The sequence below is a fragment of the Altericroceibacterium spongiae genome (genome assembly GCF_003610805.1).
Taxonomy (GTDB): Bacteria; Pseudomonadota; Alphaproteobacteria; order Sphingomonadales; family Sphingomonadaceae; genus Altericroceibacterium; species Altericroceibacterium spongiae.
In genome coordinates this window covers 51,498-68,213 of sequence record NZ_RAPF01000008.1, presented here as the reverse complement: position 1 = coordinate 68,213, position 16,716 = coordinate 51,498, and the positions used below count along the sequence as shown (strand labels likewise).

Below are 16,716 nucleotides of genomic sequence, written 5' to 3'. Positions count from 1 at the left end.
TTGCATCATAGCTCGAAAGCGAAAACCCTCGGTCATTTTGTCTTACGAAAAATCACTTGCCCGACGGTGAAACGCGACACATCAATCCTTCGGCAGAAACCTAATCCCATGGATCTTGCCGCGCCCGGCAACGAACCCCGCGCCGTTTTCCGCCGGGACAATGCTCATACTGCCCTCGCGCAGAATACCGTGCTCATCGGGTAGAAAATGATGAATTGCCGCGGGATCTTCATGGCCCGGCCAGGCGGACAGGATCTGCACATCCACGCCCTCACCCCTGCGGTGCAGCAGGTAATCGACATTCAGCTCATCCGAATGATAGCGCCCGTCTTCAGGCAGCCCGGCCTGAAATGGTATCGCGTTGTTTTCGCTACCCTTCTTATCGCTTTCGGTTGTCGTGGGTGCAGGTGGCGGACCAGCGAGCAGATCGGCTATCGCATCCATACGATCGGAAGGGGCGCCATCGCTGCGATTACACATCAGCATGATAGCAAGCCCTTCCTCAGGCAATCGGCCATAGGCGGATTTGAAGGTCGACGAGGCGCCCGTATGCATCATCCAGTCACGGCCCTGCCGCTTGCCCAGCTTAATGCCCGAGGCATAGACGAGGCCGTGCTGTTCGCGCACGATATCGCCATTGGTGAAATAGGCGGGCGCCAGCATCAATTGCCGGGTTTGCGCGATCCAGACAATATTTCCACCCGCCAGATCGGCCTCATAACGGGCCAGATCGCGGATCGAGGTGACCAGCCCGCCCGATCCGCTAAAGCTCGGGAAATCGTCCTGCACTACGTATTTTCCGTTTTTCGCCTTATAGCCATGCACCATCGTACCGGGTGGCGGCGGAGCGGCGAGGAAGAAACTGCGCGTCATGCCCAAGGGATCGAGCACGGTTTCGCGCATATAATCCTGATAGGGCATATCAGAAGCGCGCTGGATAATATCCGCCAGCAAGAGATAGCCGCCATTGCTGTAGGAATAGTGCGTGCCGGGCGTGAAATCGGGCGCTTTCTGGCGATGCAGCAATTGCAGCGCCGTTCGCAGATCGCTCTTGGACAGGTCCGGCACACCGGCCATACGCATCAGGCCCAAAGCATCGCGCATACCGGAAATATGATGGAGCAGCATACGCACCGTGACCGGCGCATCGTAATGCGGAAAATCCGGGATATAGGTCTGCACCTCGGCATCCAGATCGACTTTACCCGCCTCGACCAGCTTCATAATGCCCAGCGCAGTGAACTGTTTGGACAGCGATCCGGCATAAAAGCGACTATCGATCGTCAGCGCTTCTCCTGTTGCCAGATCAGCTGCGCCGCCAGCCCCCATCCAGACCGGCTCACCATGGGAGAAAACCCCCGCCGCACAACCCGGTTGCGTCATATCCTCAGGATCGCCGACAATCCGCTGGATAGCAGTGTCATGCTGTTCCGGTGTCTGTGCCGCGGCGACCTGCGGCAGCATGAGCGCTGCCCCCAAAATCAGCCGAATAAAGACAGGCTGTGTCATGAAGGCACCTCCCCGTCATTCTCTCCCCTGACCGATTTGCGCAGCCCCTGCCCTGCTTTGAGATCGGCAGGTTCGCCTTCATCGATAGCAAGGCGACCGTTCACCACCAGCCAGTCAACGCCGGTGCTGAGCTTCTTCGGCTCCAAATAAGTGGCTTGCGGAGCATAGGTTTCAGGGTTGAATATCACGATATCGGCAGCTTTGCCCTGTTCGAGCGTACCGCGATCGGTCAGGCCGAACCATTGGGCGGTCAGCCCGCTGCTGCGATGCACGAACTCGCCCAGCGTCAGGACTGGCTTGCGCGCAACCCAGTCACGATATTTCTTCGGGAATGTGGCGAATTTGCGCGGATGGCCAGTGCTTCCGTCCGACGATGTCATCACCCAGGGCTGCTGCGCGAACCGTTCCATATCCGCTTCATCCATATTGAAGCTCGCCACCCTGGCATTACCGGTCAGGATGATATTGATAGCCGTCTCGACAGGGGGTGTGCCGCGTTCTTTCGCGATGTCGGCCAGCGTCTTGCCGCGCAGTTCAGGGCGTTTGGGATCGGTGATAAGCAGGCTTGCTGCCCCGCCCCGCCGGCGCAGATTATCGGTCATTTCGCGCTTAATGCGTGGCAATTGGGCAGGATCGCGCAACCTTGCGTGATACTCCTCTTCCCCGCCGGCGAGCACCCAGCGCGGCGACAACGCACCGCCTACCGATGTCCCCGATGCTTTCCAGGGATATTGATCGGCTGTGATGTCCACCCCTTGTTGACGGGCTTTTTCCACCATCGCCACGATATCGGCGCTCTTGCCCCAAACATCGGTGCCGAGCGCCTTGATATGCGCGATATGGACCGGGATATCGGCGCCCTTGCCAATATCTATCACTTCCTCGATCGAGGCGATCAGCCCGTCCCCATAGCTCGCTTCATCGCGGATATGGCTGTCATACACCCCACCATATGCCGCCGCCACGCGTGACAGGGCAATCACCTCATCGGTTTTGGCAAAGGCGCCCGGCGCATAATAAAGGCCCGTGGACAGGCCCAGAGCGCCCTCTTTCATTCCATCGCTGACAAGCTTTTCCATCCGGATCAGCTCATCGGGCGTAGGGGCGCGATCTTCCTCACCCATTACCGCACGACGCACCGTGCCATGGCCGACGAACAAAGCGACATTGCTGCCGAGCCCGGTCTGCTCATAGCCTGCCAGCGTATCTTCGATAGCGGTCGGTCCGCCGCCATCATTGCCGCAGAACACTGTGGTTACACCCTGTGTCAGATAGTTGAGATTGGAATTGTCTGCCCCGAAATCGTCACAGGCGTGGGTATGTGCATCGATAAAGCCGGGCGCGACAATATCGTCGCCTGCATCCACTTCGCGCTGCGGATCATATTCATCGGGCAGTTCCGCCCCGGCATAAAGAATGATGCCGTCATCGACCACCAGCACACCTTTTTGGGGTGTGTCGCTGTCCTCAGCGCCTGTAATGATCTGATTGCCGCGAATAACGAGATCGACTTCCTTTGCGTTCTCGCCGCTGCATCCCGCCATAGCAAGAGCAAGAAGCGAAAGCCCGGCAAGGCGGTGACATTTCATCATGGCGGCGCGGTTCCTCAATAATCGACAAAAGGGAAAGGCCGCACCGCCGGGCAACGATGCGGCCCCTGGGACCGGACCGGCATGCAAAGAGACGCGACAGCATGCCAGACCCGAATGGGTTGGCCCGGAAGAGATGCCAATGAGGGGAGCGGCATCCTTCCGGGCACGATTGCATCAGAACTTCGCGAGAAGCGACGCGTAGAAGAAGCGCCCTTCCGCACTGTGCATGCTGGCATCATAGCCATAGGTTGCATCGACGAGCGGCGGATCGCTGTCCAGCAAATTACGCACACCGAGGCGCACGCGTGAACCTTCCAGTGCACCATCCTGCAACTGATACTGGACATAGGCATTCATAGTGAACCAGTCATCGACCGGCCAGAAAGCGCCGGTCTCGTTCTGCGTGACGCTGGTGTCGTAATATTTCCCGACATAGCGCCCGAACAGGCCAGCGCCCCAGCCATTACCGCTGCGCCATGTCACTGTGCCCGAAGCCTGCCATTCAGGGCGGCCATTGAGCTCCATCAGATCGCCCACGGCTTCGAGATTGACCGCATCGCCCAGCACATCGACGATCTGTTCAGCCTGCGCGGACAGGCCCTGATTGGCCTTGATGAGATAGGAGCCGTTCAGCTTGAAATCGAACCGTCCGATTCCCGTATCGGGCAGCGCATAATACAGGCCAAGATCGAGCCCTTCGGTCACCCGGCTGTCGAGATTGGTAAACAGATCGGTCACCTGCACGATGCCGCCCAGCGGATCGAGCCCGCTACCGGCATAATAGGCGATATCGTCGGCCGTCACATCGGCACGAATGATATTAGGATTGGGGCCTTCACCCGAAGCCAGCATCGCATAATCGAGCGCGGCATGGTTTTCTGCACCGAACAGACCGACCAGATTGCGCTGTTCGATATGCCAGTAATCGGCCGTGAAAGTGAGATTGCGCAGCGGTGTGAACACGGCCCCGAAGCTGTAGGAGGTGTTGGTTTCCGGCTTCAGCTCACTATTGCCGTAACGCAGCTCTTCCACACTGTCATTGCCCGAACAGCCCGCCAGCGTCGGAATATCGCCCTTATTCACCGCTGCCTGACAGCGATAATAGTCGATCACGGTCGATACGCGGGTTGATAGTGGATTGTGAAGCTGTTCGAGATTGGGGGCGCGGAAGCCTTCCGCATAAGAAGCACGCAATTTCAGGGCATCGACCACTTCCCAGCTAGCCGCGAATTTGGGTTTGAACACATCGCCGACATCCGAATAATGTTCGAAACGCCCGGCCACCTGCAGATTGAGGCTCTGCATCAGCGGCACATTCATATCGGGGCTGACGATCGGCACGGCCAGTTCGGCAAAGGCTGACAGGACATTGCGGCTGCCGCTGGAATCGGGCTGAGAGCTGGATCCCATGACATCGGACACATTGCCCAGTTCGCCGGTGACCGAATCGATGAAGTTGATTGTACCGTCGAGCCGGTCATCATAATCGTCCGAATAGGATGTGCGACGCCATTCGACACCGGCCGCAACACCCAGATCGCCGCCCGGCAAAGCCAGCAAAGTGCCATTGGACACTTTGAAATCGGCCAGAGCCAGCGATGTTTTGTCCTTACGTTTCACATCGACAAGGAAGGAATCGATCGCGCTTTGCGGATTGGGCGTCGCATCGCCCCAGTTGGGGCTGTCAGGATCGCCGCCATTGAAGATGTTATAAGCACTGTCATCGGTGCGATTGATCGCCTGAGAAAAGAGCGAATTGCTCACCCGATCGAAAGTGATGTCCTTGGTCGTCGCCTCGGAATACAGCGCTGCCGTATCCCAGCTCCAGTCCCCCAGATCTCCGCGGAAACCACCGAGCATCCGGAAGCTTTCATTATCCACCTGAATGTCGCGGAAACCGGCATCGATCACACGATAGCGTTCCAGAGTGAGATCGAGACCTTCCGCAGGAATATCGAATCCGGAAATACGGTTGGGATTGCCCACCGCGCCGAAGGGATTCCAGTATGCGTCTCTGGAGACGGTGAAATTGGCCGAGGTCAGTTTGGAACTTTCGGCGCGGTGTTCCTTGGTCCGGGCGCGATAATAGCCGCCTTCGGCATAGAATTCCGCCCCGCCCAAATCATGGGTGAAAGTGGCAAAGGCATTGCCGCGCTCGACACCGGGCGACATGGTACGCGACTGATTCACATTATACCGCAGATCCCGCTGCACCGTGCCGCTGGCAATACAGCTATCGTTACCCAGATTGCCGCTGGTACAACCCGACATGCCGACCGGTTGAAAGTGGAATGCGCCGCCCGAACTGGTCAGACCGTCCACTGCCTGCGAAGCGACCAGCTGCGCCCAGGGCGTGCTGATCGACCGATTGTCGAAACTCGTATCGCCGGCAAACTCGGTATCTTCTACGAGAGGGCGCCGATCCGCATTGGCAGCATAGGGAAGCTCTGTGGCTTCCAGCATGGTCGCCTTATAATAAGACAGAGCCAGCGTCACATGGCTGCGGCCTTCATTGAAGCCCCAGCCACCCTGAAAATTGAGACGATAGCGCTCTTTGCTGGTATTTTCGGCGAAACCGAATTCACCGCCCAGCTCCATGCCTTCATATTTATCGTCCAGAACCGTATTCACGACACCTGCGACCGCGTCGGACCCGTAAAGAGCGGCGGCACCGTCATGCAGCACTTCTACCCGCTCGATTCCCGTAATCGGGACAGCATTCATATTGACCGTGGTGACCGGCACCGAATCCTCGGTCTGGAAACCGGGATGCTGCACCAGACGGCGGCCATTCAGTAAAACCAGCGTATTGCCCGATCCAATGGAACGCAGATTGACCGAAGCCACGTCACCGCGCGCCGAGTGAACCCCGCCGCCCACCGTATCGGTACCATTGAAATTCATCGTGCCATTGGCTGGCAGGGCCTGCATCAGATCGGCGACCGAACTGGGTGCAATCGCATCGATATCGTCCTGCCCCACAACCGACACAGGCAGCGTCCCCGCCACGGCGGAATTCTTGATCTGCGAACCGATGACGACAATGGCGTCCTGCCCGTCCTCATCGGCCCCGGTCACGGCCTCCTGCGCATGGGCGACGCCCATCGCACCCATGCTGGCCGAAAGAAATAATGTGAACCTGAATCCCTTGCTGCATGTGCCATGCACCATAATGCTAACCCCTTGCTCTCTTGTGAGTGCCACCGCATCATCGGCGGCACCCGGTCAATAGCCCCCATCGCCATTGACCTCATTTTGTCACGGAAACTATTCGGCATCCGTTACATACGATCAATTTCCCGTTGTTCTTGCATCCATAACCTTGCGTTATAGCCTCTGGATACAGAGTGGTGAAAATTGACGGAGTGAGGCAGGTTGCACTGGACACGTCTTCTTTGTGGTATAGTTAGAGTAACCCATGCGTCTGCGCCATGTTGAAGTCTTTCACGCCGTTTATGTGCACGGTTCGATCAGTGCCGCTGCACGTGCGCTCAATGTATCCCAGCCCTCGGTCAGCAAAGTGCTGCGCCATGCCGAGGATCAGCTCGGCTACCCTTTGTTTTTGCGCGTAAAAGGCCGCCTTGTCGCCACGGAAGCAGCGCATGAACTGTTTACCGACGCCGCCGAAGTCTATTCGCGTATGGGAACGCTAAGCCGCACGGCACGCAATATTTCAGCGCGCAAAGGCGGCCATTTGCGGCTTGCCGTGCTCCCTTCGCTGGGTCTGTCCGTTGCCCCGCGCGCCATTGCCGCCTTTCGTAAAATCGAACCGAACATGTCGTTCGAGATCACCACATTGCATTCAAAGGATGTGGCCCGCGCGCTTTACGAACGCGAATGCGATCTCACCATAGGGTATAGCGGGGCCGCCCTGCCCCGGCTGACGCCCATCACATTCGGGACCGGCGAGTTGCAGATCGTCGCTCCGCGCGGCCGATTCGGATCGGAAACCAGCCTGCCCGTGACCGCTCTGGACGGGATCGATTTCATCGGTTTGCGCGATAGCGGCCCCTCGGGCGATCTGCTCGATGCCGAATTTACCCGCCACGGCATTGCACCGCATGAAGTGGTAACGGCCCGCACCTATTATATCGCTCTTGCTTTGGTGAAAGAGGGTGTCGGTGTGGCGGTGGTAGACGAATTTACGGCACGTTTTTTTCGCGGCGAGGATGTGCAGATCTATTCACTGGCCAATCCGATCCGCTTTCCGGTCACCGGTATGATGCTGGAAGATAGCGGCCCTGCCAGTCAGGTGCGGCGCTTCATCGCCACATTCCGCAAGGTGCTGGACGAGGAGAGCGGCGCCCTGCACCCGTCTCTGGCCGCTTCCCGCTTCACCGGTCAGGAGATGGCATAGCCATGATCTATGCCTTTCGTAACTATCCGTTCTGTCCCTGCGTGCAGGCTTGCCTGACCCAAGGCCGGAATGATCACATCATACGGAATGCAGCCCCGCAGGCTGACATTCCCGGGGGAATATCGTGACGAGCATAATGCAGAAATGGTTCGCCATTACCTTGTGGAAGCGCATTGCGGCTGCGCTGGTGCTGGGGGCGGTTGTCGGCGCAGTGGCCGGTGATTCGATCACGTCGATCCAGTGGATCGGCGATCTCTTCATCAGACTCATCAAAATGCTGGTGGTGCCGCTGGTCTTCGTCACGCTGGTAGCGGGCGTTGTCGCCATGGACGATCCCAAACGGCTTGGCTCCATCGGGATCAAGGCTTTTGCGCTTTACCTGATGACCACGCTCTTCGCGATCATCATCGGCATCGTTGTCACATCGCTGATCCGGCCCGGCATCGGCGTGGAACTGATCGGGGTCGATCCCAAAGGATTCGAAGGCGAAGTCAGCCTCACAGAAAGGCTGCTTTCCATTGTGCCGGACAATCCCTTTGCCGCTTTTGCGCAAGGCGACGTTCTGGCCATCATCTTCTTCGCCATTCTGGTGGGCGCGGGCATATTGATGGCAGGCGAAAGAGCCAAAACGCTCGGCACATTGTTCGAAGATGCTGCGGAAGTGATGCTCAAGATCACACATATCGTGATGGAATGCGCCCCGTTCGGGGTTTTCGCTCTGATCGCCGTAGTGATGGGAACCGCCGGTTTCTCTACTTTCGTCAATATTTTCCTGCTTGCCGTTACGGTCTATCTCGGCTGTTTCCTGCATATCCTGCTGGTGCATGGGCCGCTGGTACGCCTGATCGGCCGGTTGAAGATCGTGCCCTTTTTCAAGGGAATCGTGGACGCCCAGCTGGTCGCCTATTCGACCTCTTCCAGTTCAGGAACTTTGCCGGTTAGCCTGTCCTGCGCCGAGCATAATCTTGGCGTGAAGGGACCGGTCGCATCCTCGATCCTGCCTCTCGGCGCCACGGTCAATATGGATGGCACAGCGCTTTATGTGGCCTCGGTGACGATTTTCGCGGCACAGATTTTCGGCATCGATCTGCATCTGATCGATTATGCCATGATCGCGCTCACCACCACGCTGGTGTCAGTCGGCACTGCATCGGTTCCATCCGCCTCGCTGTTTCTGCTGACGGTTGTGCTTGGCACGATCGGCGTCACCAATGAACAGACCGCTCTGATCGTCGGCTTCATTTTCCCCTTCGACCGTGTGCTGGATATGATGCGGACGGTGGTCAACGTCACAGGCGATCTTGCCGTCGCGACTACGGTCGCGCGGCTCGAGGACGAAATCGACGTGGATGTCTATTATACGGACGCTGTGGAGTAGTCGCGGAAAGAGCCCCGATCAAATCGGGGCTCTTCTCATCTCAGACGCCGTAATATTGGCGATACCAGCGGACGAATTTAGCCACGCCTTCGGGCACCGATGTTTTCGGCGCATAATCGGTGAGATTCTTTAGCAGCGTCGCATCCGCCCAGGTAGCAGGCACATCGCCCGGCTGCATCGGCATCAGATTGCGTTCCGCCTTTTTGCCGATGGCCTTCTCGATCGCTTCGATGAAATCTGTGAGCTGCACCGCATCCGAATTGCCGATATTGACCACGCGGAAAGGGGCGACAGGCGACAGACTGTCATTATCCGGCACCTCCCCGTCTTCGGGACGCACCGGCACCGCATCGATCAACAACCTGATCGCGTGAACCAGATCGTCCACATAGGTGAAGTCCCGCTTCATATCGCCATGATTGTAAACATCGATCGGCTTATCTTCGAGAATCGCTTTGGTGAATTTGAACAGCGCCATGTCAGGCCGGCCCCACGGACCATAGACGGTAAAGAACCGGAACATGGTGACCGGCAGATCGAACAAATGCGCATAGCTATGTGCCATGCTCTCAGTAGATTTCTTGGTCGCGGCATAAAAGGACATCTGATGGTCCGCCCGGTCGGTTTCACGATAGGGCATCTCATCATTCGCACCATAGGCTGACGAGGTGGAAGCCAGCAGCATATGACGCGGCGGATAAGCGCGCGCCGCTTCAAGCAGTTCGAATGTGCCGACAATGTTGCTTTCGAGATAAGAGCGCGGATTTTCAATCGAATAACGTACCCCTGCCTGCGCAGCGAGATGCACCACCACATCGGGCTTTTCATCTGCGAAAAGCCTCATCAGCAGGCCGGGCGTCTCAACCTTGTCATGGACGGATCGGTAATCGTCATAGGCCTGCAGCGTCGCTTCGCGCCGCTCCTTCAAGGCCACCTCATAATAGTCGGACATGCAGTCGAGCCCGATGACACGCCAGCCTTCCTCCAGCAATGTTCGGCACACATAGGAACCGATAAAGCCAGCGGCGCCGGTGACGAGAGCTGTGGGCATCAGATATCCAGCGCGGCGGTCAGATCGCCCGGTGGCGAACCACCGGCTGCTTTCATCGCTTCCTCCCGCTCGATCAGGCCCGGCAGTTTTTCGAGTCCGAAACGTCGCGTGATAAAGCGAGCGATCGAGCCAGTGTCATAGATCGTGTGATCGACATGATCCCGTCTGGCATGCGGGGAAACGATGATCGCCGGAATGCGCGTACCCGGCCCCCAGCGATCGCCTTTCGGTGGCGCGACATGGTCCCACCATCCGCCATTTTCATCGAAGGTAATGACGATCAGCATCCGTTCCCATTGCGGGCTGTCCCGCAAAGCATCGACCACGGCAGCGATATGCCGATCGCCGGAATCCACATCCGAATAGCCGGCATGCATGTTCAGATTTCCCTGCGGCTTATAGTAGCTCACAGCAGGCAGTGTCCCGTCTTCTGCGTCCCTCAGGAAACTGTTGGTACGTGCTGTATCGCCCGTTCCGCCGTCGCGCAGATGCTTTGTACGCGCCGCGGTGCCGGGCGCGAAGCGAGCATAATAGTTGAACGGCTGATGATGGGGCTGAAAATTGGGGCGCGAGGGGAAATCCCCGCTTGTGCCATGCCCCTCCAGTGCGGCCGTCCAGCCACCGGCATACCATGCCCAGTCGATGCCTTTGGCACTTAGCATATCCCCGATCGTTTTATGCTCCTGCGGCGGACAGGTATGTTCGTCACTCCAGTCCGAATAGCCCGGCCGGTCAGGATCGAGCAGATAGGTTGGCGCATAAGGCGGCAACATCGTATTGACGGTATAGAAATCGGGGCTGATCGACGATGTACCGAAACGCGCCGGACCATCGAGCGCGCTGGCAGGCGTCCGGGGATCGAGCTTCAGCCTTGTGCCCTTCGGATCGCCGCCTTCAAGCTGTGCAATGCGGCCAGCGGCAGGGCTTTTATCCGCTTCGGGATAGTAAGGCGGCCTCGCGGCAATCAGATATTGGTGATTGAGATAGGAGCCGCCAAAGGCTCCCATAAAGAAATTGTCGCACAAAGTATAATCACGCGCGATTTGCCACAGGCGGAAATTCGCCCGCATATCGCCGTAATGGCCCATCACCAGCCCACCGCTATCTCCCCAGGCGACGAACTGATCGTTGGCCCCGCCATTGATCTGCATCTGGTTATGATAAAAAGCATGGATGAGATCGCGGGTAATCAGCCCATGCGGCAAAGGATCGCCCTCTGCTGTCACCAGCTCGAATGCGCCATTGGCAATGGGCCCAAGATCGTCTTCACCAATGCGATAGGTCTGATGCTGCACGGTCTGCGGATTGGGGACAAGGCCGCCCCATATTTTCGGAAGGCGAGGCAAGATACTGCCATCGCGATCACGTTGTTGCATACGCTCGGGCGGCACCCTGGAAAGCGGCTGCTCCAGGCCGGGAAAATCGGCGAAAAGATTGTTGAAACTGCGATTCTCAGCAAAAATAACCACCACTGTATCGATCGCAGCAGCGAGTGCCCGATCAGCATCCCCCTCTTTGCGCGATGAAGGCTGGCTGCCGCCGGTCGCAGCTTGCGCCTTTACCGTAATCGAAGCGCTGCCGAGTGCAGCAGCGAGCCCGCCAAGTACGAGGCGGCGCTGCGGGTCCTGAGGACGGTCATCGGTCGGATCGGAAGACGAAACAGACAGCGGATCGGGAGTCGTTTTATCGCTCATGGCCTTTCTTTCCACTGTCGACGCGACTCGTGCAAGGATCAAGGCGGGTCTGAAAGCTGAAACAGGATGCAGGGGCCACCTGCGCATTATTTGAAAGTGCTCTTTTTAAACCAAATTGCACACAATTCCTCTGACGGGAGACGCTCAATCCTGCGAATTTTCCTCTACCGCTGTCAAGATACCGTATAATATATTTGATATTATCGAAAGCTGTGGCATATTCCCGACCATCAGGGTCAAATGAGGAAACAAAAAATGTCCACTCTCAAAAAAGGATATTTTTACAGCAGTGCCGCCGCTGTATCGATGCTTGCAGCTTCCATGGTGATACCGGGCTCAGCTCAGGCGCAGGAGGTGCAGGATAATGCCCCCATCGTGGTAACCGGCACTCGTATCCAAAATCCAGGGACAGTCAGCGCCAGCCCGATTTCCGCTATCGATGCGCAGGAAATCAAACAGCAGGGTGCGGTAAATATCGAGAATGTACTCAACCGCATGCCGATGGTAACACCTGACGCTAATGAAAATGTCTCCAATGGCGCAGACGGTACGGCGAAGATCAATCTTCGCAACCTCGGCTCCAACCGCAATCTCATTCTCGTAAACGGTCAGCGCCTGCTGCCTATTCAGGCGACAGACGTGAACTTCATCCCGTCTTCGCTGGTTCAGCGTATTGACGTGGTAACGGGCGGTGCCTCTGCGGTTTACGGCTCCGATGCCGTTTCCGGTGTCGTCAACTTCATCCTGAAAGACGATCTGGAAGGCGTGCATGCCGACGCGCAATACGGCTTCTCAATACATCACAATGTCAACAGCGAAAGGCGCTCCCTGCTGGCAGATACCGGCTATGAGAACGCGCCTCACCTGCCGATCGACGGCGAAAAATTCGACGCCAACATTGCGATGGGAACCAATTTTGCCGAAGATCGCGGTAACGTAACCGCCTATTTCGGCTATCGCAAAGTCAAACCCATCGTCCAGTCGGATCGCGATGTTTCGGCCTGTGCCCTCGATCCCAATGGAGATCGCACGGGATATCTCTGCGGTGGCTCGAGCAACAATGAATATGGCCTGTTCCAGCCACTCGATGGTCCGAACAGAAATGTCCGCCTGGTCAACACCAAGGACGGCAACCGGACCTGGGTCCCTTACAATAATGACTATGTCTATAATTACGCGCCTCTGAACTATTTCCAGCGCTCGGATGAACGTTTCACCGCAGGCGCCTTCGCGCATTACGAAGTCGCCCCGGCTGCCGAGATCTATGGCAGCTTCATGTTCATGGATGACCATACCTATAGTCAGGTCGCGCCATCGGCTCTGTGGCAGGGTGAAACCTACACGATCAACTGCGACAATCCGCTGATGAGCGCTTCCCAAGGCCAGCAGCTCTGCGGCAGCGCCTATGGCTCCAGCGCCACGCAGGATCTCTTTATCGGTTATCGTCCGGTTGCCGGCAATGCACGTCCCCGCCGCGATAGCCTGCGCCACACCGATTATCGCGTCTCCGGCGGAGTCAAAGGTGAAATTGCCGAAGGCATCACCTACGATACCAACGTCCTGTATTCGCGTGTTTTATATCAGGAAAACTATCAGAACGACATTGATCCGGACAAGGCCAAGAATGCACTGCTGGTGGTCGACGATAACGGAACGCCCACTTGCCAGTCCGCACTGGACGGGACCGATCCGAGTTGTGTCCCGCTTGACGCTTTTGCCTATGGTGCGATCAGCGAAGAAGCTTTCGACTATATCTATGCCCCGACCTTTACACGCGGTGTCGATACGGAAACGGTTCTCTCCGGCAATGTCAGCGCTGATCTCACTCCCTATGGCGTCATAAGCCCGTGGGCTTCGCAAGGTATTGGCGCGGTATTCGGTATCGAACATCGCCGCGAAACACTCCTTTTCGAAGCCGATGCGCTGGCTCAGGCCAAGGGCACAACGGAAAGCGACGGCAAATTCAATGTCACCGAATTCTACACTGAAATTCAGGTGCCGATTCTCGAAGACATGCCCTTTGCCGACGAACTAACCGTCACGGGGGGCTATCGCCTGTCGGACTATTCCTCGATCGATAAAAACATTTCTACCTATAAGGTGGAACTGGTCTATGCGCCGATCCCCGATTTGCGGCTGCGCGGCAGCTATAACCGGGCGATCCGCGCACCGAATATTTCCGAACTTTACGCATCCCAGTCACTCGGCAACGTTTCGGGCAACGATCCCTGCGCCGGATCGTCTCCCTCTGCGGGGCTCGATCAGTGTATCGCTTCAGGCCTGACCGCCGAACAATATGGCAATGTGCCCGAATGCCCTGCCGAAACATGTGTTGCCCTTGGTGGCGGTAATCCGAACCTCGAACCCGAAACGGCCGATACCTACACGTTCGGTATGGTTGTTCAGCCGCGCATTATTCCGCGCCTGACGCTCACCGCCGACTATTTCGACATTAAGGTCAAAGACTACATTTCGAGCGTTTCCGCTCAGCTCATTATCAACCAGTGCACGCAGACAGGTGATCCTTATTTCTGTGGCCTGTTCCATCGCGATCCCCGTTCCGGCGTCCTTTTCGGAACCGACGGTTATGTGGAATCGACCACACAGAACACCGGCTCGCTCAAAACCTCCGGTATCGACTTCGGCCTGCGTTATTCGGTACCGCTTGGCCAGGGTATGCTGGCGTTGAATTTCGACGGCACATGGCTGAACGAACTGGTCAATGAACCGTTGCCCGGCCTCGGATCCTATGATTGCAAAGGCCTTTTCGGGCCGACTTGCGGCCAACCCAGCCCTGCATGGCGGCATCAGGCCCGTATCACCTGGAGCGACGATGCGGATCTCTTCTCACTTTCACTGAACTGGCGCTATATCGGCGGTACGTCGCTTACCAATAATTCCGACCAGGAATTGCTGACGGGTGACACCTACGTCATCAATGACAAACTGCCAGCCTATAACTATTTCGACCTGACGAGTTCCGCCAAACTGACGGACGAGCTCTCCATGCGGGTCGGCATTAATAACCTGTTCGACAAGGACCCGCCTGCCATTGCCCAAGGTCTGCTCTACCAATTCGGCAATGGCAACACCTATCCGGGCGTCTATGACGTGGCGGGCCGGTCGGTCTTCATCTCTTTAAGCGCGGATTTCTGATCTCTCGTTTTCGGATATGAAGGCAAGCGGGCGCTGTTCCACCTCCCCGGAACAGCGCCCGTTTTCTATGTAATCTTGCCTGTCGCTGCGGGTCAGCCGGGCAATTGCGCTATCGCTTCGATTTCCACCAGTGCTCCCGGAGCCACCAGCGCGCTGACAACCGTGGAACGCGCCGGATAAGGGGTGTCGAACAGCTCACAATACGCGAGATTGAAAGCGGCCATATCGGCTGCATCGGTGATCCAGGCAGTCACCTTCACAACATCGTCAGGTGAACAGCCTTCACTTTCCAGCAGTTTTTTCAGGTTGCTCAGAGCCAGACGAGCCTGCTCCAGCATGCCGCTACCGGCAATCGCACCATCCGCTCCGCGCGGCAGTTGCCCCGACAGAAAAAGCAGGCCACCGGCTCGGCGCGCAGGACTGAGCGGCGGACCCGAAGGGGATGCCATCATAATCAATCTCCAAAATTGTCAGGGACATATTCAACAGGCGGATGTTTCAAACATCCGCGCCACACGTTCGGCACTTCCCATCGCAAGGGTCCAGCCCAGCATGCCATGTCCGCAATTAAGATACAGGCCGGTCCGGGGATGCGAAATGATCGGCTGCGAATTGGGTGTCATTGGGCGCAAGCCGGCCCAATGGTCGGTAATGGCATCGTAATCGGCCGCTTCAGGCAGGGCTTCGCGCGCAAGCCGGACCAGCGTGGCAAGACGGTTGGGCTCGACCTGGCTCGAAGAAACGCCGATCTCTGCCAGCCCAGCGATCCGCATCCGGTCACCCAGTCGGGCAAAGACGATCTTGCGCGGAGTATCCGTAATGCTGACCAATGGCGCTCGTTTGCCCAGCGGCGCTGTAATCGAATAACCTTTCATCGCCTGTATAAGCTGCGGCAGACCGAGCGGACGCAAAAGCTGATTGGCTTCAGGACCCGTACACAAGACAACATCATCCTGTACCAGTTCCTCGCCACTGGTCAGCGTGAGAACCCATTGATGCCCCTGCTGCTTAAGCCGCTTCACTCGCGCACGATAACGCAAAGCTATGTCATAATCGTCTCTCAGCAATTGACTGACCGCACGCGTGAACTGGAAGGGGTCACCAACTTCCTCGCCAGGTGAATGGATCGCACCGGCAAGGCGCTGCGCCACATTTTCCAGCGCCGGTTCACACATCACCGCTTCTTGTGGATTAAGCGCGAATTGCTGCACACCGTAACGCGCTTTCAGCGTCATAATACGCTGCGCCGCAGCATAGCTCGTCGCATTTTCGTAAAGATGGAGCTTGCCCGGCCTCTCATAACTAAAGGCAATCGGATGCTGCGTCAGCAGATTCTCCATCGCCTGCCGGGATTCCTCAGCCAGCGCCAACACAGCCAGCGTGTTACGTTCAAAAGCGCGGCTGTTCATTTGCCCGGTAAATTTGGCCAGCCAGCTTAGAAAGGCTGGTGAAAGCGAAACCCGCATACGGAACGAAGGATCTCGCCCCAAAGCCAGTTTCGGCAGGCTTTTCCATAGGGCGGCATTAGCCAGCGCATCCGTATAGACATAGCTGAGCTGCGCGCCATTGGCATAGCTTGTACGCATGGCTGGCCCGCTTTCCGCTTCCAGCACCGTTACCCGATGCCCCCTTCTCGCCAATGCATAAGCGGTCGCCATGCCAACGACACCGCCGCCAATCACCGTGACATGGCGCGCCTTTCTCGTAAGAATGCCCGAATTGTCCTTCTGTCCGGGGAAAGTCTGTTTCAAAATCCTGTCGCCTGCTGGTCCTGAGCAAGGTGATGACTGCAACGCGTACAATTGCGGGCATGGCCTTGCGATAGGCCGGCAAGAGTAAATGGAGGGGGCCAGCACGACAATTGGCCCGACATTGCCAATATGCAGACACATTATAGCTTAGGTCTATAGCATGGCCGGACAGACCCCGGCCCCACATTGCTTATCGGACATTTTTTGGGTGGTCCCGTCGCACCATTT

Annotated in this window: 10 protein-coding genes; 3 read left to right on the top strand and 7 right to left on the bottom strand. The window is 57.2% G+C overall.

The genetic code is table 11. The annotated features are described in order from the left end of the window. Positions 1 to 81: 81 nt before the first annotated feature. The 3 genes from D6851_RS14200 to D6851_RS14190 all read right to left on the bottom strand — a co-directional run bounded on the left by D6851_RS14200 (position 82) and on the right by D6851_RS14190 (position 6,272). The gene (locus tag D6851_RS14200; RefSeq protein ID WP_120325565.1) at positions 82 to 1,509 is read right to left on the bottom strand and encodes a serine hydrolase domain-containing protein; all 1,428 of its coding nucleotides are present in this window, start codon (positions 1,507 to 1,509) and stop codon (positions 82 to 84) included. Next, positions 1,506 to 3,101 carry an N-acyl-D-amino-acid deacylase family protein gene (locus D6851_RS14195; protein ID WP_120325564.1) on the bottom strand — a complete coding sequence of 532 codons (1,596 nt, stop codon included), beginning with the start codon at positions 3,099 to 3,101 and terminating at the stop codon, positions 1,506 to 1,508. Before D6851_RS14195 ends, D6851_RS14200 begins: the two co-directional genes overlap by 4 nt. 174 nt (positions 3,102 to 3,275) lie before the next feature. Next, positions 3,276 to 6,272: a TonB-dependent receptor domain-containing protein gene (locus D6851_RS14190; protein WP_238474119.1), complete on the bottom strand. Its 2,997-nt coding sequence runs from the start codon at positions 6,270 to 6,272 to the stop codon at positions 3,276 to 3,278. Between the two features lie 247 nt (positions 6,273 to 6,519). On the opposite strand from D6851_RS14190, the gene D6851_RS14185 reads away from it, so the two are divergent. Continuing rightward, on the top strand, positions 6,520 to 7,458 hold the full coding sequence (locus D6851_RS14185) for a LysR family transcriptional regulator (protein ID WP_120325563.1): 939 nt from the start codon (positions 6,520 to 6,522) through the stop codon (positions 7,456 to 7,458). Positions 7,459 to 7,582: 124 nt separating this feature from the next. Continuing rightward, positions 7,583 to 8,836 carry a dicarboxylate/amino acid:cation symporter gene (locus tag D6851_RS14180; protein WP_210210362.1) on the top strand — a complete coding sequence of 418 codons (1,254 nt, stop codon included), beginning with the start codon at positions 7,583 to 7,585 and terminating at the stop codon, positions 8,834 to 8,836. A gap of 40 nt (positions 8,837 to 8,876) precedes the next feature. Here the strand turns inward: D6851_RS14180 and D6851_RS14175 are convergent, their stop codons facing one another. After that, positions 8,877 to 9,887 (bottom strand): NAD-dependent epimerase/dehydratase family protein, encoded by a 1,011-nt coding sequence (locus tag D6851_RS14175; RefSeq protein ID WP_120325561.1) that lies wholly within the window; start codon positions 9,885 to 9,887, stop codon positions 8,877 to 8,879. Next, a complete protein-coding gene (gene acpA / locus D6851_RS14170; RefSeq protein ID WP_120325560.1) occupies positions 9,887 to 11,581 on the bottom strand; it encodes an acid phosphatase in 1,695 nt (564 codons plus the stop codon). The genes D6851_RS14175 and acpA overlap by 1 nt, the downstream gene beginning before the upstream one ends. Before the next feature lie 255 nt (positions 11,582 to 11,836). On the opposite strand from acpA, the gene D6851_RS14165 reads away from it, so the two are divergent. After that, a complete protein-coding gene (locus D6851_RS14165) occupies positions 11,837 to 14,737 on the top strand; it encodes a TonB-dependent receptor (RefSeq protein WP_238474118.1) in 2,901 nt (966 codons plus the stop codon). A 92-nt stretch (positions 14,738 to 14,829) separates the two neighbouring features. Here D6851_RS14165 and D6851_RS14160 read toward each other — a convergent pair whose 3' ends face one another. Together D6851_RS14160 and D6851_RS14155 are read right to left on the bottom strand one after the other, a co-directional pair. Continuing rightward, entirely contained in the window at positions 14,830 to 15,189 is a 360-nt protein-coding gene (locus tag D6851_RS14160) for a RidA family protein (RefSeq protein ID WP_238474117.1), read from the bottom strand. 30 nt (positions 15,190 to 15,219) lie between these two features. After that, positions 15,220 to 16,488, bottom strand: a complete 1,269-nt coding sequence (locus D6851_RS14155; RefSeq protein WP_183030109.1) for an FAD-dependent oxidoreductase — start codon at positions 16,486 to 16,488, stop codon at positions 15,220 to 15,222. Positions 16,489 to 16,716 lie beyond the last annotated feature (228 nt).